Origin of the sequence: Streptacidiphilus jiangxiensis, from assembly GCF_900109465.1 — a bacterium.
Lineage (GTDB): Bacteria > Actinomycetota > Actinomycetes > Streptomycetales > Streptomycetaceae > Streptacidiphilus > Streptacidiphilus jiangxiensis.
Genome location: NZ_FOAZ01000003.1, coordinates 197,770 through 220,149, shown reverse-complemented (window position 1 = coordinate 220,149; position 22,380 = coordinate 197,770). Strand labels below are relative to the sequence as shown.

22 protein-coding genes and 1 riboswitch are annotated in these 22,380 nt (G+C 72.2%); of the genes, 16 read left to right on the top strand and 6 right to left on the bottom strand.

Features of this window, described 5'->3' with window-relative positions:
• Window positions 1-273: 273 nt before the first annotated feature.
• From dnaB to BMY61_RS07270, 3 genes are all read left to right on the top strand, one after another.
• On the top strand, window positions 274-3,156 hold the full coding sequence (dnaB, locus tag BMY61_RS44005) for a replicative DNA helicase (protein ID WP_082015590.1): 2,883 nt from the start codon (window positions 274-276) through the stop codon (window positions 3,154-3,156).
• A gap of 707 nt (window positions 3,157-3,863) precedes the next feature.
• On the top strand, window positions 3,864-4,466 hold the full coding sequence (locus BMY61_RS44810) for an HD domain-containing protein (RefSeq protein WP_042458460.1): 603 nt from the start codon (window positions 3,864-3,866) through the stop codon (window positions 4,464-4,466).
• Window positions 4,467-4,531: 65 nt separating this feature from the next.
• Complete coding sequence (locus tag BMY61_RS07270; RefSeq protein WP_042458354.1) at window positions 4,532-4,942, top strand: VOC family protein; 411 nt, start codon at window positions 4,532-4,534, stop codon at window positions 4,940-4,942.
• 7 nt (window positions 4,943-4,949) lie between these two features.
• Here BMY61_RS07270 and BMY61_RS07265 read toward each other — a convergent pair whose 3' ends face one another.
• Entirely contained in the window at window positions 4,950-5,672 is a 723-nt protein-coding gene (locus BMY61_RS07265) for a helix-turn-helix transcriptional regulator (protein ID WP_042458351.1), read from the bottom strand.
• A gap of 109 nt (window positions 5,673-5,781) precedes the next feature.
• Here BMY61_RS07265 and BMY61_RS07260 point away from each other — a divergent pair, with 109 nt between their 5' ends.
• Window positions 5,782-7,008, top strand: coding sequence for a low temperature requirement protein A (locus tag BMY61_RS07260; protein WP_082015589.1), 1,227 nt, complete (start codon window positions 5,782-5,784; stop codon window positions 7,006-7,008).
• Between the two features lie 49 nt (window positions 7,009-7,057).
• Here the strand turns inward: BMY61_RS07260 and BMY61_RS07255 are convergent, their stop codons facing one another.
• On the bottom strand, window positions 7,058-7,675 hold the full coding sequence (locus BMY61_RS07255; protein ID WP_143094212.1) for an SsgA family sporulation/cell division regulator: 618 nt from the start codon (window positions 7,673-7,675) through the stop codon (window positions 7,058-7,060).
• A gap of 402 nt (window positions 7,676-8,077) precedes the next feature.
• Between BMY61_RS07255 and BMY61_RS07250 the strand changes: the two genes are divergently transcribed.
• Window positions 8,078-8,452 carry a GatB/YqeY domain-containing protein gene (locus tag BMY61_RS07250; RefSeq protein ID WP_042458341.1) on the top strand — a complete coding sequence of 125 codons (375 nt, stop codon included), beginning with the start codon at window positions 8,078-8,080 and terminating at the stop codon, window positions 8,450-8,452.
• A 27-nt stretch (window positions 8,453-8,479) separates the two neighbouring features.
• Here BMY61_RS07250 and BMY61_RS07245 read toward each other — a convergent pair whose 3' ends face one another.
• Window positions 8,480-9,067 (bottom strand): TetR/AcrR family transcriptional regulator, encoded by a 588-nt coding sequence (locus BMY61_RS07245; RefSeq protein WP_042458337.1) that lies wholly within the window; start codon window positions 9,065-9,067, stop codon window positions 8,480-8,482.
• A 126-nt stretch (window positions 9,068-9,193) separates the two neighbouring features.
• On the opposite strand from BMY61_RS07245, the gene BMY61_RS07240 reads away from it, so the two are divergent.
• The 6 genes from BMY61_RS07240 (at window position 9,194) to BMY61_RS07215 (ending at window position 15,706) form a co-directional block, all read left to right on the top strand.
• On the top strand, window positions 9,194-10,309 hold the full coding sequence (locus BMY61_RS07240; RefSeq protein ID WP_052439432.1) for a hypothetical protein: 1,116 nt from the start codon (window positions 9,194-9,196) through the stop codon (window positions 10,307-10,309).
• A gap of 213 nt (window positions 10,310-10,522) precedes the next feature.
• The gene (locus BMY61_RS07235) at window positions 10,523-11,950 is read left to right on the top strand and encodes a serine hydrolase domain-containing protein (protein WP_083555135.1); all 1,428 of its coding nucleotides are present in this window, start codon (window positions 10,523-10,525) and stop codon (window positions 11,948-11,950) included.
• A 95-nt stretch (window positions 11,951-12,045) separates the two neighbouring features.
• Window positions 12,046-13,026, top strand: a complete 981-nt coding sequence (locus BMY61_RS07230) for an MBL fold metallo-hydrolase (RefSeq protein WP_075003794.1) — start codon at window positions 12,046-12,048, stop codon at window positions 13,024-13,026.
• Between the two features lie 75 nt (window positions 13,027-13,101).
• Window positions 13,102-13,536: a MerR family transcriptional regulator gene (locus tag BMY61_RS07225; RefSeq protein ID WP_042459436.1), complete on the top strand. Its 435-nt coding sequence runs from the start codon at window positions 13,102-13,104 to the stop codon at window positions 13,534-13,536.
• Window positions 13,520-13,867, top strand: a complete 348-nt coding sequence (trxA, locus tag BMY61_RS07220) for a thioredoxin (protein ID WP_042459433.1) — start codon at window positions 13,520-13,522, stop codon at window positions 13,865-13,867. Before BMY61_RS07225 ends, trxA begins: the two co-directional genes overlap by 17 nt.
• Window positions 13,868-14,164: 297 nt before the next feature.
• Window positions 14,165-15,706, top strand: a complete 1,542-nt coding sequence (locus tag BMY61_RS07215) for a globin domain-containing protein (RefSeq protein WP_082015639.1) — start codon at window positions 14,165-14,167, stop codon at window positions 15,704-15,706.
• A 23-nt stretch (window positions 15,707-15,729) separates the two neighbouring features.
• On the opposite strand, the gene BMY61_RS07210 is transcribed toward BMY61_RS07215, so the two are convergent.
• Complete coding sequence (locus tag BMY61_RS07210) at window positions 15,730-16,224, bottom strand: NUDIX hydrolase (protein WP_236656650.1); 495 nt, start codon at window positions 16,222-16,224, stop codon at window positions 15,730-15,732.
• Window positions 16,225-16,469: 245 nt separating this feature from the next.
• On the opposite strand from BMY61_RS07210, the gene BMY61_RS07205 reads away from it, so the two are divergent.
• Complete coding sequence (locus tag BMY61_RS07205; protein WP_063773401.1) at window positions 16,470-17,228, top strand: IclR family transcriptional regulator; 759 nt, start codon at window positions 16,470-16,472, stop codon at window positions 17,226-17,228.
• Between the two features lie 89 nt (window positions 17,229-17,317).
• The gene (locus BMY61_RS07200) at window positions 17,318-17,743 is read left to right on the top strand and encodes an SsgA family sporulation/cell division regulator (protein WP_425314670.1); all 426 of its coding nucleotides are present in this window, start codon (window positions 17,318-17,320) and stop codon (window positions 17,741-17,743) included.
• A 20-nt stretch (window positions 17,744-17,763) separates the two neighbouring features.
• Here BMY61_RS07200 and BMY61_RS07195 read toward each other — a convergent pair whose 3' ends face one another.
• Window positions 17,764-18,141 (bottom strand): phage holin family protein, encoded by a 378-nt coding sequence (locus BMY61_RS07195; protein WP_042459469.1) that lies wholly within the window; start codon window positions 18,139-18,141, stop codon window positions 17,764-17,766.
• Window positions 18,142-18,211: 70 nt separating this feature from the next.
• On the opposite strand from BMY61_RS07195, the gene BMY61_RS07190 reads away from it, so the two are divergent.
• Window positions 18,212-18,529, top strand: a complete 318-nt coding sequence (locus BMY61_RS07190) for a cupin domain-containing protein (RefSeq protein WP_042459425.1) — start codon at window positions 18,212-18,214, stop codon at window positions 18,527-18,529.
• 178 nt (window positions 18,530-18,707) lie between these two features.
• Window positions 18,708-18,908 (top strand): DUF5326 family protein, encoded by a 201-nt coding sequence (locus BMY61_RS07185; protein ID WP_042459422.1) that lies wholly within the window; start codon window positions 18,708-18,710, stop codon window positions 18,906-18,908.
• A 61-nt stretch (window positions 18,909-18,969) separates the two neighbouring features.
• Here the strand turns inward: BMY61_RS07185 and BMY61_RS07180 are convergent, their stop codons facing one another.
• Window positions 18,970-20,277, bottom strand: coding sequence for a YibE/F family protein (locus tag BMY61_RS07180; protein WP_042459418.1), 1,308 nt, complete (start codon window positions 20,275-20,277; stop codon window positions 18,970-18,972).
• A gap of 83 nt (window positions 20,278-20,360) precedes the next feature.
• A riboswitch (TPP riboswitch) is annotated at window positions 20,361-20,473 on the top strand.
• Between BMY61_RS07180 and thiC the strand changes: the two genes are divergently transcribed.
• Window positions 20,469-22,307 (top strand): phosphomethylpyrimidine synthase ThiC, encoded by a 1,839-nt coding sequence (gene thiC / locus BMY61_RS07175; protein ID WP_042459415.1) that lies wholly within the window; start codon window positions 20,469-20,471, stop codon window positions 22,305-22,307. (Overlaps the previous riboswitch by 5 nt.)
• Window positions 22,308-22,380 lie beyond the last annotated feature (73 nt).

The following is a 22,380-nucleotide window of genomic DNA, read 5'->3' as shown; positions in this document are numbered from 1 at the left end:
CGTTTGTCATGATCTTCGGCCGGCCGGCGAACTTTTTCCACGAGGCCGACCAGGGAGACTGTTTTAGCAGGTCAGAGCGATCCTTGCGGTCGGCACGTGAGGTTGTCCACACGTTGTCCCCCGCGTCGTGCACAGCCTGGCGGCAGTTGTCCACAGGTAGCGGGCCACTGTCCACACCCCCTGTGGATAACCATCTTGGCCATTGTCTGACCCGTGCCGTTGAATGGACGGCTACGGCAGGGTAGGGCAGCAAGGCAGCGGAAGGCGGCACCGATGAGCGGGGCACCGTACGACGACGGGTTCGAGGACGTCCCCCCGCCGCCGGACGACGAGTGGGTCCCGCCCGCCGCACCGCCGGAGGACGGCGGCCCGGGCGACCGTCTGCCCTTCTCCCGCCGCCGCGAGGGTGGTGACCGCGGCGACCGTGGTGACCGCGGCGATCGGGGGGGTCGGGACGGCGACAAGCGCGGTAACGGTTCTGCGGACGGCTCCGGCGGAGCCGGCGGCGCAGGGGGTGCCGACGGGTTCGAGCGCGTCCCGCCGCAGGACCTCGCGGCCGAGCAGTCCGTGCTCGGCGGCATGCTGCTCTCCAAGGACGCCATCGCCGACGTCGTCGAGGTCCTCAAGCCCGGCGACTACTACCGGCCTGCCCACGAGCTGATCTACAGCGCCATCCTCGACCTCTACGCCCGCGGCGAGCCGGCCGACCCGATCACCGTCGCCAGCGAGCTGGTCAAGCGCGGCGAGATCACGCGTGTCGGCGGGCCCTCGTACCTGCACACCCTGGTCAACTCCGTCCCCACGGCCGCCAACGCCGAGTACTACGCGGAGATCGTCCACGAGCGGGCCGTGCTGCGCCGTCTGGTCGAGGCCGGCACCCGCATCGCCGGCATGGGCTACGCCGCCGAGGGCGACGTCGACGAGATCGTCAACCGCGCCCAGGCGGAGATCTACGCCGTCACCGAGCAGCGCACCAACGAGGACTACGCCCCGCTCTCCGACATCATGGAGGGCGCCCTCGACGAGATCGAGTCCATCGGCTCCCGCAGCGGCCAGATGTCCGGCGTCCCCACCGGCTTCGCCGACCTCGACTCGCTGACCAACGGCCTCCACCCGGGCCAGATGATCGTCGTCGCGGCACGACCCGCCATGGGCAAGTGCCTTGCAGGTACATGTCAAGTTGTCAACTCGCTGACCGGCGAGCGCGTCACCATCGCGGATTTCGTCGCCCGGGGCAGGGCCGGTGAGGTCCTGGAGATCGACACCCTCGGAGACGACTGGCAGCTCCGCGGTGTGCGGCCGTCCGACTTCATTCCCAACGGCCGTCGGGAGGTCTTCGGCCTGACGACGCAGCTCGGTCGCTCGACCACGGCAACAGCCAACCACCCGTTCCGCACGTTGCGCGGGTGGGTTCCGCTGGAGGATCTTCGTCCGGGAGACCGCATCGCCGTCGCACGCACCCTCCGCGCGGGCGCCTCGAAGGACGTCCCCAGCGCTCTGGTCGCGCTCACCGGCTACCTTCTCGGTGACGGCTGCCTGACCGGCGCGACGCCTCGGCTGACAGCTTGTTCCGAAACCATCCGGCAGGATGCCGCAGCCTGGGCGCGAGAGTTGCTCGTGCGCACGCACTTCGGGGTGCCGCGCGACTGCAGCGACGCCGACTGCTCCCGGGCTGGTGCGCAGGACCACCAGCACCCGAGCTGCCTGAACTTCTCCGCAGGGGTGCCCGGCCCCAACCAGCTGACCGCGCGCCTCAAGGCGTGGGGGCTGATGGGCAAGGGGAGCCACGACAAGTTCGTCCCGGCCGACATCTTCCGCCTGCCCGAGGCGCAGATCGCGCTGTTCCTCTCCCGTCTCTACGCCACCGACGGTTGGGCGTCCGTCTCCAAGCCGGCCAACCAGCCGCAGATCGGTTACTGCTCCGTCAGTGAGCGTCTCGCCCGCGACGTTGCCCACCTGCTGCTGCGGCTCGGCATCGTCGCCAAGGTGGTGCAGCGGACGGTGGCCTACCAGGGGCAGCGCCGCCCCGCCTTCCAGGTGCTGATCCATGACATCGACCAGATCCGCACCTTTGCCGCGCGGGTCGGCATCTTCTCCAAGGAGCGTCAGGTCGAGGAGGTGCTCGCCGCCTGCGGTGAGCGAGTGGGACAGCCGAACCTGGACCTGATCCCCGCCGAGGTGTGGGAGCTGATCAAGGCCGAGAAGGGCGACCGCAGCTGGGCGGAGGTCAGTGCCCGAACGGGCCGTCCGCGCAACCACAACTGGCACGTGGGCCAGCAGGTCAGCCGGCACCGGTTGTTGGAGTTGGCCAAGGCGCTGGACTCGCAGGCGCTGGTCGACATCGCGACGTCGGACGTGCAGTGGGACCGGGTCGAGTCGATCGTCCCGGCCGGCGAGGCCGAGGTCTTCGACCTCACCGTCGACGGAACCCACAACTTCGTGGCCGACGACATCATCGTGCACAACTCGACGCTGGCCCTGGACTTCGCCCGGTCCTGCTCGATCAAGCACAAGATCCCGAGCGTCTTCTTCTCCCTCGAAATGGGGCGCAACGAGATCGCGATGCGTCTGCTCTCGGCGGAGGCCCGGGTCGCACTGCACCACATGCGCACCGGCGCGATGACGGACGAGGACTGGACCCGCCTCGCGCGGCGCATGCAGGATCTGAACGACTCCCCGCTCTACATCGACGACTCCCCGAACCTGTCGATGATGGAGATCCGCGCCAAGTGCCGCCGCCTCAAGCAGCGCAACGACCTGCGCCTGGTCGTCATCGACTACCTCCAGCTGATGCAGAACGGCGGCTCGCGCCGGGCCGAGAGCCGCCAGCAGGAGGTCTCGGAGATGTCCCGAAACCTCAAGCTGCTGGCCAAGGAGCTGGAGTTGCCGGTCATCGCGCTCTCCCAGCTGAACCGTGGCCCCGAACAGCGCACCGACAAACGGCCGATGGTCTCCGACCTGCGCGAGTCCGGCTCGATCGAGCAGGACGCCGACATGGTCATCCTGCTGCACCGCGAGGACGCCTACGAGAAGGAGTCCCCCCGCGCCGGCGAGGCCGACCTGATCGTCGCCAAGCACCGTAACGGTCCGACCGCGACGATCACGGTGGCCTTCCAGGGCCACTACTCACGCTTCGTGGACATGGCGCAGAGCTGAGCCGTACGCTGCGCTCTTCGGCCTCCGGGGGGGCTGGAGTAGCGGAGAGCGCAGGTGCCATGAGCACACTCGATCCCGAGGCCGCACGGCTTCGGTTGGACGCGGCGCTCGCCGCGGTGGCGGACGTCTTCCGGGGCGGGATCGCTGCTGCGGACGAGCACAACTGCGAGTGTCACTGGGGCAGTGCGGAGGAGCTCGCGCTGCTCAAGACGCCGGACGTGCCGTTGGGGCCGGATCTGCTCCGGCGGACCTGGTTCGACCGCAGTTGGCGCGACTACCCGGCGGTGCTGCGGAGGATCCTGCCCGAGCTCACCAGGGCGCTGGTCGACGGGGGCACCATGGGGTTCTGGTGGGTGGAGGTCGGTGAGTCCTTCGCCCGGGGCGGCTGGCGCGGTTGGCCGGCGGCGCAGGCCGCGGCGGTGGAGGAGTTCCTGCGTGCGTGGTGGGGGCTGACTCTCGTCCGTCCCGGGGGGCATGCGCCGGCGTACGAGGTTTTCGTGTGCTGTGTCGAGGCGTCCGAGGAGATGGGGCCGTGGGTGGCCGCCTGGGAAGCGGCGCTGGGAAACCCGCAGGCCGACGCGAGTCTGGCGCAGGCCGTCGAGGAGTGGGACGGCGAGCTGTGGGGCGACCGCCTGCCGTGGATCGGCAGTGATCTGGGCCTGGGGCCGGAGTTGGCGGCCTGGTTGGTTCGGGTGGGGAGGCTCTCGATGGAGCGTGCGGGTGCGCTGCGGATTCTGGCGATCGCCGACGAGGAGTGCGGCGAGCCCTCGTTGCGGCCGCTGCCGCCGCGCGTGGCCCAGGTGTTGAGCGGGTTCGACACACCGCCACGGTTGGTGGCGCACCTGCGGGCGGTGCACGAGGTCGCCGCGCAGCTGGTCGCGTGGGTGGAGCGGGAGTGTCCCGAGCTCGTGTTCGACCGGGAGGCCGTGCTCTTCGGCGCCGCGACCCACGACATCGGCAAGGTGTGGCACCCCGAGGAGCTGTCGGGCCCCGGTTCGCTCCATGAGGAGAGCGGACGGAGGCTGCTCCTGGGACAGCAGGTGCCGCAGGCGCTCGCACGGTTCGCCGCGACGCACGGCGCGTGGGGATCGGCGGACGTGGTCGTCGAGGACCTGTTGGTGAGTCTCGCCGACAAGGCGTGGAAGGCCAAGCGCGTGCCGGAGCTGGAGGACCTGGTGGTCGCCGAGTTGGCGCGGGCGAGTGGCCGGGAGGTGTGGGAGGAGTTCCTGCGGCTGGACGAGGAGCTGACGCGGATCGGCGAAGACGCCGGTGCGCGGCTGGCGTACCAGGCGTCCTACCCGGTGCGGTGAGGTCGGCGGCGCTGAAGTCCGTTTCCTTCAAGACCGGAGGCCGGCGTCGACCTAGGCTCGCGGGCATGGACAACACGACATCCTCCGCACCGCAGTTCGCGTTCATCGGTCTCGTCGTCTCCGACATGGCCGCCTCCGTCGGCTTCTACCGGCGGTTGGGGCTGGCGTTCCCCGAGGGGTCCGAGGCGCAGCCGCACGTCGAGGCGGAGCTGCCCGGTGGGCTGTTGCTGGTGCTGGACGGCGAGGAGACCGTGCGGTCGTTCCACCCCACCTGGCAGGCGCCGGCCGGTGGGGGACGGGCCGGGCTGGCGTTCCGTTGCGCGGGACCGGAGCAGGTGGACGCCCTGTACGAGGTGCTGGTCGGCGCCGGGTACCACGGGGAGTTGAAGCCCTTCGACGCGTTCTGGGGCCAGCGGTACGCGACGGTCCACGACCCGGACGGGAACGGGGTGGACCTGCTCGCGCCCCTCGGCTGAGCCGGCGTCAGCCTCCGAGCAGCGCCCGCGGCGAGGTGCCGGTCAACGCGCGGACGTCGCGGGTGAAGTGGGCCTGGTCGGCGTAGCCGGCGCGGGCGGCGGTGTCGGCCAGTGGGAGGCCGGCGCGGGCCAGGGCGAGGGCGCGTTGCAGGCGCAGGATCCGGGCGAGCGTCTTCGGGCCGTAGCCGAAGGCGTCGAGGGAACGGCGGTGCAGGTGCCGGGCACCGAGGCCGACGGAGTCGGCGGTGGCCGTGACGGAGCGCCCCGCCGTGAGGGAGGCGACGACGGCGCGCAGCAGCGGGTCGACGGGGTCGGCCGCGGCGTCGGCGGTGAGGAGCAACGCGAGTTCGTCGAGGGCGTCGGCGGGATCGGCCGCGGCGTCGATCCGGTGGGTGAGGCGGCGGATCTCGGTGGCGGGACGCAGGCCCAGGTCGGCGAGGTCGACGCGGAGGTCGCGCAGGAGGTGCGCGGGCACGCCGAGCAGCGCGGGTGCCGCGCCGGGCGGGAGGCGGACGCCGGCCCAGGGTCCGCGCATGTCCGGCTCGGGCCGGTAGGCGTGGGTGTCGGGTCCGGCGACGAGGAGTCGGCCGGGTGTCCACAGCAGGTCCATGCAGCCGTCGGGCAGGACGGTCGCCGGGGCCGGCGCGTCCCGGTCGTGGGCCGCGCCGTGCGTCCACACGACGGCGCCGGGGAACCGCGCGGGGCGTTCGGCGTACTCGGAGGCGGGCACACTTCGAGGCTACGACCCGCGTGGGCGTCGCGCCGCCCGTGCCGAAGTCCCTGCCGCTGACGGCTCGTAGACTCCTGCTCGGGGAACGGGGGCGCTGGTGGGGGGATCAATGGGCGAGGCCGTCGGGGCCACCGAGGCCGCACAGGCGCAGCAGACGCAGCAGGCGCAGCAGGCGCACGGGACGACGCAGGCTGCAGGGGCGCGGCGGGTGTCCACGTTGGAGCTCTTCTTCGATCTCGTCTTCGTCTTCACCATCACGCAGTTGACCGTGCTGCTCGCCGACGACCTGTCGCTCGCCCAGGCGGGCCGGGTGCTGCTGATCTTCGCCGTCCTGTACTGGATGTACGGCGCGTACGCGTACCTGACCAACCAGGTGCCGCCCGAGACGACGGCGCGACGGCTACTGCTGGTGGTCGGCATGTTCGGCTTCCTGGTCTGCGCGTTGGCCCTGCCGCAGGTGTTCGGAGCGGACGGGGTCGTCTTCGGGCTGGGGTTCTTGCTCGTCACGGCGGTGCACAGCGCGCTCTACGCGTTGATCCACCGTCAGTACGTGCTCAGCTTCGCCGTCACCAACCTCGGGGCGGCGGGTTGTGTGACCGCGGCGGGCGCGGTGCACGGATGGGCGGCGGACGGGCTGTGGGTGGCGGCCGTGCTGCTGCACCAGATCACGCCGGTGCTCTCCAGCCGGATCACCGGCCGCTACGGCGGCACCACGGCGCGGGTCACCGAGGCGGTGGGCGGCCTGGACCCGGCGCACTTCGTGGAGCGGCACGGGCTGCTGCTGCTCATCGCCTTCGGCGAGTCGGTCGTGGCCATCGGCGCGGGCGCGACCGGCGAGCGTCTCGCCGCTCCGCTGCTGCTCGCGGTGGGGCTGGCCCTGACGCTGGTGGCGGCGCTGTGGTGGACGTACTTCGACGCGGACGAGGCGGCCGCGGAGACGGCGCTGCACCGGGCGGCCGGGCTGGCCCGGTTCCGGCTGGCGATGGCGGCGTACTACTACAGCTTCATCCCGATGCTGCTGGCGGTGGCGATCCTGGCTGCCGGGGTGAAGAAGGCGATCGGGCATCTGGCGCAGCCGCTGCCGTTCGCGCCGGCGGCGGCGTTGGCGGGCGGGGTCGCGCTCTTCCTCCTCGGCAACCTCGCCTTTCGGGCGGCGCTGGGGTTCGGGCCGCTGCGGGTCCGTGCGGTGGCGGTGCCGGCGGCGCTCGCCACGATCCCGCTGGGTCGGTGGACGCCGGTGGCGCAGTTCCTCGGGCTGACCCTGGTGCTGGCGGCGATGCTGCTGGTCGAGTCGAGGCAGGCGGTCGAAGGGCCGGAAGGGTCGGACAGGCCCTAGCGGGACGCCGGGCTGCCTCACCTGCCTGACCCGTGGTGGGCGGCTGTGGTCAGGGCGTCTGCCGGAGCTGCGCGACGAGCGCGTCCAGGTCGAGGTGGCGGTGCTCCTGGCCCGGGGGCACCACGGCGGCGGACAGGTCGAGGAACCGTTGGATCTCGGCCGTGTCGCCCCGCAGCAGGGCGGCCTCGGGGCCGGCGCCGAGGGTGATCAGCGCGGACCCCAGCCCGTGCGGGCCGGGCCCGGGGGCGGGGCGCACATGGACGTCGCCGAGGCCGCTCGGGCGTTGCAGGCCGCGTCGCAGGGTCTCCCTGGAGAGCACCCAGGTCACCGTCGAGGTGGGACTGGTCTGGCAGTGGAGCCGGACGGCGTAGGGGTCGGCCTGGGTGTAGGTCAGTCGGGCCTGGAAGGGGACCTCGCCGACGGGGCCGGTGACCAGGGCGAGCGTGATCTCCACGCCGCAGGCGACACGGACGGCGCCGGGGGCGTCGACCTCCTTCACCGCGTCCGCTCTCTCGACCCTCTCCACCGGCTCCGTCGGTGCGGGAGCGGGTCCGGCAGCGGGTCCGGGAGCGGGTGCGGATGAGGGAGCGGCCGCGTCGGTCGGGGTGGGTGCGGGGCGGGCGCGGTCGGCGGGCGGCTGCGGGGTGGAGGCCGGGGATGTCGTCATTGCTGCTGCCCTCCGGAGTCTCTGCGGTGCTTGCCGGGAAGGAGTCGGCCGTTCCTGGGTGCCGGGAGCGGTGCCGAGTGGAGGCCCTTGGTCAGGCGGCGCCATTCCAGATCCGGTTCACCCGGAACGGTCCGGCCCTCGCCGTGCCACGCCTTGGCCAGGTGCGCATAGATGGGCTCCTCCGGGTGCTGCCGGGAGGGAGCCTGCCGAGCGGACTGCGGAAACGTTTCTTCCGTTGGCGGGGAGGGGTTCAACGAGTCTGCCGTCATGCCTGGACCAACGACGCGGATGCCCGTGGGCAACTGTCGCGACGCGTTCTCACCCGACGGAGGGCCGAAAGTCCCCGCCGGGGAGGGAGAAAACGGGTCGAAACCCTCCTCGGGCGGCGCTAGGGTCCCCGCCATGACGACCGACCAGACCGAGATCCCTTTGCGTCACCGCCTGCGCGACGCCCTCGCCGTTGCGATCAAGGGCCGCGACCGGCTGACCACCTCCGTGCTGCGCGCCACCCTCGGCGCGATCGAGAACGCCGAGGCGGTCCCGGCGGACCGGACCGCCGCCACGGCACCGGGCTCGCTCACCATCGAGGGCAGCCCCGTCGGCGTCGGCGCGGCGGAGGTCGCGCGGCGGATGCTGACCGAGGACGACGTCCGGGCCGTCGTCCGCGCCGAGGTCGCCGAACGGGAGGAGGCCGCCGAGGCCTACCACCGGGCCGGCCGCCCGGACCAGGCCGAGCGGCTCCGCACGGAGATCGAGGTGCTCGGCGCCTACCTCTGACCCCCCACGTCCGCACGCCGACGCGCGTCAGGCGCGGAACATCACGCTGAAGCCGGCGGCGAACAGCTCCGGCTCGTCCGCGCGGAAGGCCGCCCGCTGGAGCAGGAAGCCCTGGAGTGCGGCCAGGACGACGCGGGCGCAGGCGGCCGGATCGGCGTCCGCGGGCAGTTCGCCGCGTTCGCGGCGCAGCGTCAGCTCGGCCTCCAGCAGGGCGGTCAGGCGGTCGAGGCCCGCGCGGACCACGACCGAGAGCTCGTCGTCGCGCATCGCCTCCGCCCAGACCTGGATGATCAGGCGGGCCAGGTCCGGGTCGTGCAGGGCGCTGATCGGAGCGGTGGGCAGGGACGCCAGCAGCTCCGACAGGGGAGCGTCGTGCTGCTGGAGGTGACCGGCGAGCCTGTCGGTCACCTCCTCCAGCGCCTCCGTCGCGATGGTGCGGATCAGCTCCTCCTTGCCCGGGAAGTAGCGGTAGAACGCCCCGGCGGACAGGCCGATCTCGTTCAACAGGTCCTGCATGGACGTCGCGTGGAAGCCGTTGGTCGAGAAACAGCGTCGGGCGCCCACGAGGATCTGCTGCCGACGGGCTTCACTGTGCTCCTGGGATACGCGTGGCATGGCTCCAACGTAAAGCGAACGTTCCTTCTTGACAATCCTCCGGGTCGGGGAGCAGGCTGAGGGCAACACCAAAACGAATGTTCATTCTCCATCTTGGAGATGAGACTCCTGACGGGAGCTCCGCCCATGAACGCGCGCCTTCGCCCGTACCTGCTGGTCGTTCTCCTCCCGCTCGTCGCCGCTCTGCTGCTCTGGGCCTTCGTCTGGCCCGCCGCACGGATCGCGCCGCACGAGCTGCCGCTCGGCCTGGTCGGGCCGGACCCCGCGGTGGTCCGGGTCGAGCAGCAGCTGGCCGCGCAGGCCGGCCCGCACGGCTTCGACGTCCACCGCTACGCCGACGCCGCGGCCGCGCGGACCGCGATCGAGCACCGTGCGGTGTACGGGGCGCTGGTCCTCCCCGGGAGCGGCGCCGCTCCCGCCGGTCCCGAGCTGATGACCGCCTCCGCGGCCTCCCCCGTCGTCGCCACGCTGTTGACCCAGCTCGCCGGGCAGGTGCCCGGCACCACCGTCACCGACGTGGTCCCGCTGCCGAGCGGCGACCCGCACGGCAGTGCGTTCGTCTCCGGCGTGCTGCCGACGGTGATCCTGGGGCTGGCGATGGGCGTGCTCACCTTCCTGCTCGGCCGGGGCCGGGGACAGCGGCTGCTGATGCTCGTGCTCGCGTCGATCACCGTCGCCGCAGCGGTGGTGACGCTGACCCAGGGCTGGCTCGGCGTGCTGGGCGGTGCCGCGCTCGCCAACGTCGGGGTCGTCGCGCTGACCCTGCTGGCGGTCTCCTCCGCGGTCTGCGGATTCGCCACCCTGCTCGGGTACAAGGGGATCGGCCTCGCCGCGCTGCTGCTGATGCTGCTGGGCAACGCCTGGTCCGGTGCGGGGTCGGCGCCCGAGCTGCTGCCCGGCGCCGCGTTCTGGATCGGCCGGCTCCTGCCGGCCGGGGCCGGGGCCTCGGCGCTGCGCGACACCGCGTTCTTCGACGGGCACGCGATCGGGTTCCCGCTGACCGTGCTGGGCGTGTGGACGGTCCTCGGTCTCGGACTGGTCGCCTTCGCCGGGCGTCGGGCGGGCCAGGGCCAGGGTCACGGCCAGGCACACGGCCACGGCGAGGCCGTCGCTCCGATCGCGACCAGCGAGACCGCCGGGCACGCCGCGGCCGCCGTCGGCGAGGTGGACGCGACGAGCCCCGCCAACGCGGAACTTAGCGGCACCGCGGTCACCCGCCGCGCCACCCTCCCGGCGACCTGACGGCCGGGCCGGCGGGCGGCCATGGTCGCCCGGCCTCCGGCCCCGTCCCCTCACCCCGTCCCCTCGTTCCGTCCGCTCACCCCGTCCCTGCCGCTCCGTCTCCCGGGGCGCGCCGGGGCGGGGTGGCGGCGTGTCGGGACGGGCGCGGCGCGTCGGGGGACACCCGGCGAAATCGCCTCGCCCGCCGGGACCGGGGCCGTTAGCGTTCGAGCCATGGTGAACCCCGAATCCCCCGCTCCCGCCACCACCACCATCGGCGACGACGACTTCGCGGAGCTGCTGCCCGAGACCCGGCGCGCCCTCGCCCACCGACTCGCCGTCGCCCAGCGCGACGGGCGGCTGCCCGGCCTCGTGGCCGCCGTGCTGCGCGACGGACGGCGGCGCTGGTGGGGCTCGCGCAGCATGGTCGACGGGCATGCGCCGGACCCGGACACGCAGTTCCGGATCGGGTCGATCACCAAGGCCTTCGTCGCCGTGCTGGTGCTGCGGCTGCGCGACGAGGGGCAGTTGAACCTGTCCGACCGGATCGGGCAGCACCTGCCCGCCGTCGGGCCGGCTGCCGGCGAGGTGACCGTGCGCCAGTTGCTCTCGCACACCTCCGGCCTCACCAACGAGCCGCCCGGCCCCTGGTGGGAGCGGACCGACGGCGCGCTGCGCCCGGAGCTCGCCGACCTGCTGCAGCACCCGCCGCTGCGGCACGAGCCGGGCCGGCTGTTCCACTACTCCAACGTGGGCTTCGCGCTGCTCGGCGCACTGGTCGAGCAGCTGCGCGGCGACGACTGGTACACCGTGCTGCACCGCGAGGTGCTGCGTCCGCTGGGGATGCGCCGCACCACCGCGCTGCCGGACGCGCCGCACGCCGGTGGCTGGGCCGTGCACCCGTGGGCGGACGTGATCCTGGCGGAGCCGCTGCAGCAGACCGGGCGGATGGCTCCGGCCGGGCAGCTGTGGTCCACGATCGACGACCTGACCCGCTTCGCGGCCTTCCTGGCCGACGGGGACGAGCGCGTCCTGTCGGCGGCGTCGGTGGCGGAGATGCGCGAGTGCCAGGCGGACGGCGAGGAGCGCTACGGGCTGGGCCTGATGCTGCGCCAGGCGGACGGTCTCGCCGTGTGCGGCCACGGGGGGTCGATGCCGGGCTTCCTCGCGTGGCTGCTGATCGCGCCGGAGCAGCGGCTCGGTGCCGTGGTGCTGACCAACGCGACCTCCAGCCCGGGCCCCGCCTTCGGCGAGCTGGCCACCGACCTGATCCGGATCGTCGCCGAGCGCGAGCCGCTGATCCCCGAGCCGTGGCGGCCGCTCACGGCCTGCGACCCGGAGGTGCTGGCGCTGACCGGCCCCTGGTACTGGGGGCCGACCGGCTTCGGGTTGCGCCTGGTCGCCGAGGACGTGCTGGAGCTGACGCCGCTGGGTGGCAACGGCTCGCGCGAGGCCCGGCTGCGGCGCGCCGCCGACGGGCAGACCTGGACCGCCGAGGGCGGCTACTGGCACGGCGAGCCGATGCGGGTGGTCCGCGCGGACGACGGCCGGGTCACCCATCTGGACCTGGGCACCTTCGTGCTCACCCGGGAGCCCTACCCGGCCGACGGGCCCGTCCCGGGCGGCGTCGACCCTGCGGGCTGGCGCGCCGAGAAGTGGTAAATACCTGGCGAATCGCGGGCCTTTGCCATCATTGCCATGATTTCGGTATGGCGATGTCGGCAGACGCGATGTCGGCAGGGCGGAGAGGCTGAGCAATGGCGAGGAAGCGCACCCGGCGCGGCGGCAGCCCGGACGGGCCCGAGCAGGCGCCGCCGGCCACCGAGCCGGGTGCGCCGGCCGGGGCCGGGCCCGCCGCCGGCCCCGGCGATGGCGCGGCTTCCGGGCCCGCCACGGACCAGCCCACGCAGGGCGCGGCGGAGGGGTCGGCCCGCCCGCGCGTGCCGCTCGAGGTGGATGTCTTCACCGGTCCCGAGGCGGCCTTCTTCGCCACGTCCTCGCTGGTCATCGGCCCCAGGCACGCCGTCCTGGTGGACACCCAGCTGACCCGCAGCGCCGGGCGGGAGCTGGCCGAGTGGGTGGCCGGCAAGGCCCGCACGCTGGCCGCGATCGTGATCACCCACCCGCACCCGGACCACTACTTCGGCACCGAGGAGGTGCTGCGTCTCTTCCCCGGCACCCCCGTCTACGCCGACCCGACGGTGATCGAGGAGATCACCCGGACCGGGCTGGCCAAGGTCGCCCAGTGGCAGCAGGTCTTCGGTGACGACGTCACCTCCATGCCGATCGTCCCGGGACCGCTGCCGACCGACACGATGCTGATCGACGGCTCGCCGGTGCACATGCTCCACGTCGGGCAGGGCGACTGCACCACCTCGACCGTCGTCCACGTCCCGGACGCCCGCACGGTGATCAGCGGGGACGTCACCTTCAACGGCACCCACCTGTGGACCGCGGACACCACCGCCGAGCAGCGCGTGGACTGGCTCGGCAGCCTTGAGACGGTGCGCGGCCTGGACCCGGAGCGGGTGGTCGCCGGTCACCGGGCGCCGGGCCAGGACGACGACGCCGTCCGCGTCATCGCCTTCACCGGGGACTACCTGCGCGAGTTCGACGCGCATCTGACCGAGCACCCGGACGACCCGGACGCGGTGGCCGCAGCGGTCAACGAGACCTACGGCGAGTTGGCTCTCCCGGCGATCCTGCACACCGGCGTCCGGAGCAACACCGGCGGCTGACCCGTCCGTCCTCGTCCCGGGTCGTGCGACCCGCGTCCTGGCGTTGACGTCGGCGTCAAGGTCTACGGTCGACTCATGCGCATCGGTGAGCTGGCCCGCGAGGCGGGCACGACGACGCGGACGCTCCGCTACTACGAGGCCCGCGGGCTGCTGCCCGCCCGCCGTGGCGAGAACGGCTACCGCCGTTACGACGAGGAGGATCTGCGGCTGCTGCGGCAGATCCGGCTGCTGCAGGACTTCGGGTTCGAGCTGGAGGAGACCCGTCCCTTCGTCGACTGTCTGCGCGCGGGCCATCCCAGCGGTGACTCCTGCCCGGCCTCGCTCGACGTCTACCGGCGCAAGCTGGCCGAGCTGGACGCGGTGATCGGGCGGTTGCAGGAGGTTCGCGAGCAGGTCGGCGCGCAGCTGGCGCGCGCCGAGCTGGAGGTGTCGGCGGCGGAGCCGCCCGAGCCCCGGTGCGAGATGACACAGGGCCACGAGAGGGGAGCGGACGATGGCGGGGACGACTGAGCACGTCGCGGCGGTGACCGACGCGGACTTCGCGCAGCGGGTGCTGGCGAGCGGGCGCCCGGTGCTGGTGGAGTTCACGGCGGACTGGTGCCCGCCGTGCCGGATGATGGCGCCGGTGCTGGCCGAGCTGGCGGCGGAACGCCGGGGCGAGCTGGACGTCGTCGCGCTCGACGTGGACACCAACCCGCAGGTGCAGGGCCGCTACGGGGTCCTGTCGATGCCGACGCTGATGCTGTTCCGTGACGGCGAGCCGATCTGGACGGCCGTGGGCGCGCGGGCCAAGCGCCGACTGGGGCAGGAGCTCACCGAGGCCCTGGCGCGCATGGCGTAGCCGGGCGCGGCCCGGCGGGCCGGGGCGCGTCAGCGTAGCGCGTCCGTTGCCCGTGCGCCCCGTTCTTCACTCTATTGGTCGGACTTCCCGCCACCCCGTGCCAGGCTCCGAAGCAGGTACGGACCCGACGGGAGATGAAGCTCCAAGGTGTCGATCGGAAGCGCGCTCAATCGAAACGGTCGCTCCCGCACGCGCGGAGCGGACCGACGCAGTGGAGCGGCGGGCACGTCCGCCGATGTTGCGGAGGCCCCGGAGGTCGCCGAGGCGGCCGGGGCTGCCGACCCTTCGGTCCCCGAGGTGCCCGAGGTGCCCGGGACGCCGCCGCTCGCGGTCGACGCCCTCGGCCCGAGTGAGGGTCAGCCGCCCGAACCGGCGCAGTCCGGCTACGCCCCCATGATCGCCAACGCGCCGGCGCTCAACTGGGTGGGGCCGGACGACGCGTGGAGCAGGGCCTGGGCGGCGCCGGCGGCCGCCGTCCACCCGTCGGCGCCGCTGCCGATCGAGGCGGCGCCGCCACCGATGCCGCAGGGCATCCCGGTGGCGCCGCTGCCGCCCCCGCCGCTTCCGTTGCCCGGCTCGGTGGTGGCCGTCGTCCCGCTGGCCGCGCGTCAGAAGGCGGCCGCCGCCCGCCAGGCGGTGGGCCCGGCCTCCGCCGACGGGGCTGCGGACACCGGGTCGGTCGGGCCGACGCCGCAGGACATCGTGCTGATCCGGCGCAGTCTGGCCGTGGTGGAGCCGGTCGCGGACCGGGCGACGGCGCACTTCTACGCGGGGCTCTTCCTGGCCCGCCCGGAGCTGCGGGCGTTGTTCCCGGCCGCGATGGACGTCCAGCGCGACCGGCTCTTCCGCGCGTTGCTCGCGGCGGGCCGCGCCGCGGACGATCCGCCGACGCTCGTCGACTACCTGGAGAAGCTGGCCCGGGGCCACCGCCGCTACGGCGTCCGCGACGAGCACTACGCCCCGGTCGGCGCCGCGCTGCTGGCGGCGCTGGAACGGTACTGCGGGCGGGAGTGGAGCGAGGACACCGCGCGCGCCTGGGAGAAGGTCTACGGCGTGATCTCCCAGGTGATGATGGCCGCGGCGGCCCGTGACGCGCAGAGCTCGCCCGCCTGGTGGCAGGGCGAGGTGCAGTCGGTCGAGCCGGTCACCCGCGACATCGCCGTGGTGACGCTGCGGACCGATCACCACTACCCCTACCGGGCGGGCCAGTACGCCAGCATCGAGGTGCCGTGGTGGCCACGGGTCTGGCGCAACTACTCCCTCGCCTGCCCGGCCGCGGCGCCGTCCCGGCCGGGCGTCGACGGGCTGCTGCGGATGCACGTCAAGGCCGTCCCGGCGGGCTGGGTGAGCAACGCGCTGGTGCACCGCGCGCAGCCGGGCGACGTGGTCCGTCTCGGTCCGGCCCAGGGCCGGATGGTGGTGGACCCCCGGGAGACCGACCCGCTGCTGCTGGTCGGCGGCGGTACGGGCGTCGCGCCGCTGCTGGCGATCGTCGAGGAGCTGGCACTGAGCGGTGCGCGGCGTACGGTCGAGGTCCACTACGGCGCGCGGCGGGCGGAGGAGCTGTACGCCTGGCCGGCGCTGCAGGAGCTGGACCGCCGCCTGCCGTGGCTCTCGATCCGCACGGCGGTCGCGGAACCGACCCCGGGGACGACGCCGCCCGCCGGTGCGGAGCGCGGCACCCTCCCGGAGGTCATCGGCCACAGCGGCCCCTGGGAGGGATACCGGGCCTGCCTGAGCGGCCCGTCGGCGATGATCCGCCGGACGCGCGGGGTACTGCTCGGCGCGGGCGTCCGCGCCGAGCACATGCTCTACGACCTGGAGGACGGCCAGAGCTGAGCCGGCTCCGCCGGTCCGCGGGGCTACCGCGGACCGAGGTCCTCGGCGAGCAGGGCGGTCACGCCTTCGATGTTCGCGGCCAGGTAGGCCCGCAGGGACGGGGGGACGACGTTGACCGCCGTCACGCCCTCGCGGGTGAACGGGAGCCGGACCACCTCGTACTCGCCCACCGGCGCGTCCACCTCGGGGCCGTGCCGGCGTGAGAGGTCCATCGAGCTGAGCCGGCAGACGAAGAAGTGCTGCACCTTCACCCCGTGGGGATGCAGCTCGGTGCCGTCCTCGTGATGGGTGTGGGAGACCGTGTCGACGAATGCGGGGACGATGTCCGTCGCCTTGCCACCGAGCTCCTCGGAGAGTTCGCGGTGGAGGGCGTCGACGACGGTCGCGTCGCTCGGCTCCATGCCGCCGCCGGGGGTGATCCAGTACGGAGGGCGGCCGGGTTTGGTCCGCTTGATCATGACGAGCTCGGGCCCGTCGGGGCCGTCGTCCAGCAGGATCGCGCGGGCCGTGCGCTTCACCACTGGACGCGGGACGTGTCGTGCTACGTGTGTCGCGGTTCGTGCCACCACGTTGGGAGTGTGCCGCGGGGGGCCAGAGGTGAAACGCGCCGGGGCAAGAAGGGCGGGAACGGCGAGGACACGCCGTGGCGGTACCCCGCCGTCCGGCGGGGTGAGGAGTACACCGGAGTCGCAGACTTTTCCCTCTTTCTGTGGGCATGATGTGGAAGAGCTGCATCCATATGGCATATGCCGAGGGGGTTGAGATGGCCACGGAGAAGGCTGCACCGACGCTGATCGGCTCGGTGCAGCGGGCTCTGCGGCTCCTCGAGGCCGTCGGCGAGCACCGGGAGGGTGCGACCGCCAAACAGCTCGCCCGCAAGGCCGGGCTGCCGCTCGGCACCACCTACCACCTGCTGCGCACGCTCACCCACGAGGGCTACCTGGAGCGGGTCGACGGCATCTACGTGCACGGCAAGGCGGTCGGCTCGCTCGGCCGCCACCGGGAGGTGCGCCAGGGGCGCGAGGCGGTCAGCCGCGCGCTGAACCGGCTCCGCGAGGAGCTCGGCGCCGCCACGTACTTCGCCACCTACCGCGACGGCGAGGTCGAGGTGGTCGACGTCTCCCAGGCGCCGGGCACGGAGGCCGTGGAGGAGTGGGCCGACTTCGGCGCCACCGGCAACGCGCACGCCATCGGACAGTGCCTTCTCGGCCAGCTCGACCGGGAAGGCCGCCTTGACTACTTCTCACGTCACCGTCCGCAGTCGCTGACGCGGCGCACGGTCACCGACTCCGGGGTGCTGATGCGCCGGCTGGAGGCGCGTCCGCTGGGGCGCCCCGTGTTGGAGCAGCAGGAATACATGCCCGGAGTTGTCTGTGCAGCAGTTCCGATCATGGTCGGGGCCGCCGTCTGCACCATCGCGCTCTCGCTGCCGGTCGCCCAGTCCCATCGACTCCCCGCAGCCGCCGACCGGCTCGGCGCCCGGGTCGGATCGGTCATGGAGCGGCTCTCGTTCACCATTTGAAAACCTCGCCCTTGGTGCCGAGAGCGGACAAAAGCGACGATGGTCGGGCACGCAGTACCAACTGACGACGGGGATCGAGAGGTACCGCAATGAAGATGCAGCAGAGCCTGGTCAAAGGCCGGCTGGTGATGAGTCTGCTGGTCTCCGAGGAGCTCGCGTTCGACACCGGCGTCGAGCTCTCCTACGACCCGGGTGACCCGCTGGCGGTCCGGCTGACCTTCCATCTGCCCGGCGACCCGCCGGTGAGCTGGCTCTTCGGCCGTGAGCTGCTGCTGGACGGGATCACCCGTCCGAGTGGGGAGGGCGACGTCCGGGTCTGGCCGGTTCCGGGCACGGACGAGGACTTCATGGACGTCTGCATCGAACTGCGCTCGACCGACGGCGCCGCGGTGCTGCGCTCCCCCGCCGTCCCGCTGATCTCCTTCCTCGGGCGGACCGATCGTGTGCTCCCGATGGGTCAGGAGCACACGATCGCGGACCTCGACCGCGAGCTGGAGGCGATCCTCGGCCACTGAGGCCGGGAGCGCTCGCGGAGTCAGTCCTCGTCGCGCACGACCATGTGCAGGCCCCAGGCCACGATGCTGATGATCAGCGAGCCGAGCAGGGCCGGCACGAAGCCCTCGACCTTGAAGTGCAGGCTGAGCTGGCCGGACGCGTAGGAGGTCAGCAGCAGCATCAGGGCGTTGATCACGAAGGTGATCAGGCCCAGGGTGAGGATGAACAGCGGCAGCGAGAACAGCTTGACCAGCGGCTTGACGAAGAAGTTCACCACGCCGAAGACCAGGGCGACGAGTACGAGGGTCAGCGCCTTGTGCCCCCAGTCGGCCCCGGTCAGGTCGATGCCTTTGATGAGCCAGGCCGCTGCCCCGATGGCAGCCGCGTTGATCAGGGTCTTGAGTACGAACTTCATCATGCCGTGATCGTCGCAGCCGGTGACCGTCAGCGGTAGTCCCGACAGTCGGTCCGACTGGTTGAATGGCGCCATGAAGCTCTTCCGGATGGACGACCTCGACGCCGAGCGGTCCGCCAACGAGGGCGCGTACCTGCGCTTCCTTCGGGAACACAGCATGTCCGCCGGCCTGTACGCACTGAACGCGGGGGAGCTGGACACCCAGGGCTCCCACGCGCAGGACGAGCTCTACGTGGTGGTCAGCGGCCGGGCGTCGATCACGGTGGGCGAGGAGACCTCGATGGTGGCGCGCGGCTGCGTCGTCTTCGTCCCGGCCGGGGTCCCGCACCGGTTCCACCACATCAGCGAGGATCTGCGGGTGCTGGTGGTCTTCTCCCCGCCGGAGGGCTGATCCGGCTGATCAGAGGGCTTCGTCCGGGGCTGGTCCGGGGTTCGTCCGGGGGTTTCCCTGACTGTCCTGATCAGGGTCTTATCCGGGTCTTCTCAGGGGCAGGAAACCTTCGTCGGGGCTTTCCGGGCCCGTACGATCGAAGACGTAAGCCAGGAACCCCAGGGGGAGGACGGACATCATGACTGAACTGTGGAAGGCACTCCCCGGTTGGGTGCGGAACATCGTGGTCCCGATCGCGGCGATCATCATCGCGTGGTGGGTGCTGTCGGCGCTCGTCGGCATCGTTTTCGGCCTGATCGGCATCGTGTTCAAGCTGCTCGTCGTCGTCGCCCTGGGCGCGGTGGTCGTGATCCTGGTGAAGAAGGCAGCCAAGAGTTGACGTGAGCTCACCCGCTCACCGCTCCGAGGGGCCGACCGCTGTTGCGGTCGGCCCCTCGTCGTCACCTGGTTCGCCGGTGGGATGCCCTGCTCGGCCTGCCCTGCGCCGGAACAAGCGGGGGCTCGGCCGCCTCGGGAAGATCACGGGACGCGACGAAGGCCGCCAGAGCGGTCGTCAGCGGGACCGACGCGATGAGGCCGATGCTGCCGACGAGCGTGCGGACCAGCTCCTCCGCGACGATCTCGCTGGTCGCCACCTGCCACACGCCGCGGTGCGACAGCGAGAAGAGCAGCATCAGCGGCAGCGCCGCGCCCGCATAGGCCATGACCAGGGTGTTGACCGTGGAGGCGATGTGGTCGCGGCCGATGCGGATCGCCGCCCGGTACAACGCGCGGGCGCCGAGGCGGGGGTTGGCGGCGTGGAGCTCCCAGACGCTGCTCGCCTGGGTGACGGTCACGTCGTTGAGGACGCCGAGCGAGCCGATGATGACGCCCGCGAGGAGCAGGCCCGGCAGTTGGATGCCGGGGAAGAGCGAGTGGACGAACGCCGTCTCGTCCGAGGTGTTGCCGGTGAGCCGGGTCAGCCCGATGAACAGCTGTCCCAGCCCGCCGATCAGTGCGAGGGAGGCCATGGTGCCGAGTACGGCGACGGAGGTCCGCGCCGAGAAGCCGTGGCACAGGTAGAGCGCCAGCAGCATGATCAGGCCACCACCCACGACCGCGACGGCCAGCGGCGGTTCACCGCCGAGGATCGCGGGCAGCACGAAGAGCGACAGCACCAGGAAGCTGATCGCCAGCGCCACCAGCGCGGCGAGGCCGCGCAGGCGGCCGACGAGGACCACGGCGAGGGCGAAGACGCCCGCGAGCACCGCGACGGGGAAGCTCCGGTCGGCGTCCTCGACGGTGTACTGGAGTGCGGTGGGCGCGGTCGGCGAGTAGTCGACGACGATCTTCTCGCCCGCCGAGTAGACCGCGGTCTGGTCCGGGGTCAGGGTCTGGGTGACACTGCGTCCCGAGTCCTTGCCGCTGGTCAGCTGGAAGGTGATCTCCGTGCAGGTGCCGGAGTCCCCCGTCGTACCGGTGGCACCGGCGCCCTGGCCGCACGGCACCGTCCGAGTGGCCGTCACCGTCCCCGAGACGGTGATCTGGTCGAAGCCGGTCCCGGTGGGTGCGTGCGTGGGCAGGGGGGCCGGCCACAGCAGGTACAGCCCTGACAGCACCGCCAGCGCGAACGGCACCAGCACCGCCGCGAGCAGCACGCGCAGCCGCGCGGACGCGGGGCTGGCCGGGCCGTGGTCGTGCGAGTGCCCGTGACCCTGCGCGGGTCCGGGCCCGTGACCGTGCCCGTCGGAGTGGTGGTGCTCTGCCACGCTGGCGAACGCTACAGCGTGTCCAGTCCGCGGCCCAGCCCTGGCCAAGTTCCGCCACTCCTCGCTATGGTCGTGAGCATCTCATCTGTAGACGCGGGAGCTCGGAGCACCGGGCTGAGAGGGCGCTGACGTCGCTGCGCCGACCGCAGGAACCTGACCGGGTAATGCCGGCGTAGGGAGTAGTAGGTCTGATGACCACGCATGACGACACGCAGCAGAAGTCTGTCTCCGAGCGGGCCGCCACGGCCTCCAGCACCCAGGGCGGTTACCCGACCCCGGCCTGGCACAAGGCGTACCACCAGGGCTCCCGGCCCGATCTGCGCGTCCCTTACCGCGAGGTGCTGCTGAGCACGGGTGGCACCGTGCCGCTGTACGACACCTCCGGCCCGTACACCGATCCCGCCTTCGAACCGGACGTGCGCCGCGGTCTGCCACCGTTGCGCGACGCCTGGATCAGCCAGCGCGGCGACGTCGAGGACTACCACGGGCGTGAGCCGCGCCCGGAGGACGACGGACTCAAGCACACCACGCCGCGCGGCGTGGTGGTCGGCGCCGGCCTCGACAACCTCGACGCGGTCTTCCCGGGCCGCCCGCGCCGTCCCCGGCGCGGCCGCGACGGTGCGGCGGTGACCCAACTCGCGTATGCGAAGCAGGGGATCATCACGCCCGAGATGGAGTTCGTGGCACTGCGCGAGGGCATGCCGGCCGAGACCGTCCGCGAGGAGCTCGCGGCGGGACGGGCGGTGCTGCCGGCGAACGTGAACCACCCGGAGTCCGAGCCGATGATCATCGGCTCGAAGTTCCTGGTGAAGATCAACGCCAATATCGGCAACTCCGCGGTCACCTCCTCGATCGAGGAGGAGGTGGAGAAGATGTCCTGGGCGACGCGCTGGGGCGCGGACACCGTCATGGACCTCTCCACCGGCCGCAACATCCACACCACCCGCGAGTGGATCCTGCGCAACTCCCCGGTCCCGATCGGCACGGTGCCGCTCTACCAGGCCCTGGAGAAAGTCGACGGCAAGGCGGAGGAGCTCAGTTGGGAGGTCTACCGCGACACCGTGATCGAGCAGTGCGAGCAGGGCGTCGACTACATGACCGTCCATGCGGGCGTGCTGCTGCGCTACGTCCCGCTGACGGCCCGCCGCAAGACCGGCATCGTCTCGCGCGGCGGCTCGATCATGGCGGCCTGGTGCCTGGCGCACCATCAGGAGAACTTCCTCTACACCAACTTCGTCGAGCTCTGCGAGATCCTGCGCGCCTACGACGTCACCTTCTCGCTCGGCGACGGCCTGCGGCCCGGCTCGATCGCGGATGCGAACGACGAGGCCCAGTTCGCGGAGCTGCAGACGCTGGGTGAGCTCGGTCGGATCGCTCGGGCGCTCGATGTCCAGGTGATGATCGAGGGTCCGGGTCACGTCCCGATGCACAAGATCAAGGAGAACATGGATCTCCAGAAGGAGATCTGCGACGAGGCGCCGTTCTACACCCTCGGCCCGCTGACGACGGACGTGGCCCCCGGCTACGACCACATCACCTCGGGCATCGGCGCGGCGATGATCGCCTGGTGGGGCACGGCGAAGCTCTGCTACGTCACGCCCAAGGAGCACCTGGGCCTGCCCAACCGCGACGACGTCAAGACGGGCGTGATCACCTACAAGATCGCTGCCCACGCGGCGGACGTCGCCAAGGGCCACCCCTCCGCCCAGGCCTGGGACGACGCCCTCTCCGACGCCCGCTTCGAGTTCCGCTGGGAGGACCAGTTCAACCTGGCCCTCGACCCGGAGACCGCCCGCGACTTCCACGACGAGACGCTCCCGGCGGCCCCGGCGAAGACGGCGCACTTCTGCTCCATGTGCGGACCGAAGTTCTGCTCGATGAAGATCTCGCAGCAGATCCGCGCCGAGCACGGCGACGGTTCGTCCGCGGTCCAGAACGGCTACGACGCCGAGGCGTTGGCCGGCATGGAGGCCATGTCGCAGGAGTTCAAGGCCCAGGGCGGCAAGGTGTACCTGCCCGTGGTCGACTGACCTGCACGGAGGGGCGGGACTGCGTCGCCACGTCCCGCCCCTGCGTGCACGGCGCGCCTGTTCGGCCGTTACA

What these genes read in the sequence shown, in the direction of transcription:
- dnaB (WP_082015590.1), top strand. Translation starts at nt 274, where the DNA reads ATGAGCGGGGCACCGTACGACGACGGGTTCGAGGACGTCCCCCCGCCG.
- BMY61_RS44810 (WP_042458460.1), top strand. Translation starts at nt 3,864, where the DNA reads ATGGAGCGTGCGGGTGCGCTGCGGATTCTGGCGATCGCCGACGAGGAG.
- BMY61_RS07270 (WP_042458354.1), top strand. Translation starts at nt 4,532, where the DNA reads ATGGACAACACGACATCCTCCGCACCGCAGTTCGCGTTCATCGGTCTC.
- BMY61_RS07260 (WP_082015589.1), top strand. Translation starts at nt 5,782, where the DNA reads ATGGGCGAGGCCGTCGGGGCCACCGAGGCCGCACAGGCGCAGCAGACG.
- BMY61_RS07255 (WP_143094212.1), bottom strand. Translation starts at nt 7,675, where the DNA reads ATGACGACATCCCCGGCCTCCACCCCGCAGCCGCCCGCCGACCGCGCC.
- BMY61_RS07250 (WP_042458341.1), top strand. Translation starts at nt 8,078, where the DNA reads ATGACGACCGACCAGACCGAGATCCCTTTGCGTCACCGCCTGCGCGAC.
- BMY61_RS07245 (WP_042458337.1), bottom strand. Translation starts at nt 9,067, where the DNA reads ATGCCACGCGTATCCCAGGAGCACAGTGAAGCCCGTCGGCAGCAGATC.
- BMY61_RS07240 (WP_052439432.1), top strand. Translation starts at nt 9,194, where the DNA reads ATGAACGCGCGCCTTCGCCCGTACCTGCTGGTCGTTCTCCTCCCGCTC.
- BMY61_RS07235 (WP_083555135.1), top strand. Translation starts at nt 10,523, where the DNA reads ATGGTGAACCCCGAATCCCCCGCTCCCGCCACCACCACCATCGGCGAC.
- BMY61_RS07230 (WP_075003794.1), top strand. Translation starts at nt 12,046, where the DNA reads ATGGCGAGGAAGCGCACCCGGCGCGGCGGCAGCCCGGACGGGCCCGAG.
- BMY61_RS07225 (WP_042459436.1), top strand. Translation starts at nt 13,102, where the DNA reads ATGCGCATCGGTGAGCTGGCCCGCGAGGCGGGCACGACGACGCGGACG.
- trxA (WP_042459433.1), top strand. Translation starts at nt 13,520, where the DNA reads ATGGCGGGGACGACTGAGCACGTCGCGGCGGTGACCGACGCGGACTTC.
- BMY61_RS07205 (WP_063773401.1), top strand. Translation starts at nt 16,470, where the DNA reads ATGGCCACGGAGAAGGCTGCACCGACGCTGATCGGCTCGGTGCAGCGG.
- BMY61_RS07200 (WP_425314670.1), top strand. Translation starts at nt 17,318, where the DNA reads ATGAAGATGCAGCAGAGCCTGGTCAAAGGCCGGCTGGTGATGAGTCTG.
- BMY61_RS07195 (WP_042459469.1), bottom strand. Translation starts at nt 18,141, where the DNA reads ATGATGAAGTTCGTACTCAAGACCCTGATCAACGCGGCTGCCATCGGG.
- BMY61_RS07190 (WP_042459425.1), top strand. Translation starts at nt 18,212, where the DNA reads ATGAAGCTCTTCCGGATGGACGACCTCGACGCCGAGCGGTCCGCCAAC.
- BMY61_RS07185 (WP_042459422.1), top strand. Translation starts at nt 18,708, where the DNA reads ATGACTGAACTGTGGAAGGCACTCCCCGGTTGGGTGCGGAACATCGTG.
- thiC (WP_042459415.1), top strand. Translation starts at nt 20,469, where the DNA reads ATGACCACGCATGACGACACGCAGCAGAAGTCTGTCTCCGAGCGGGCC.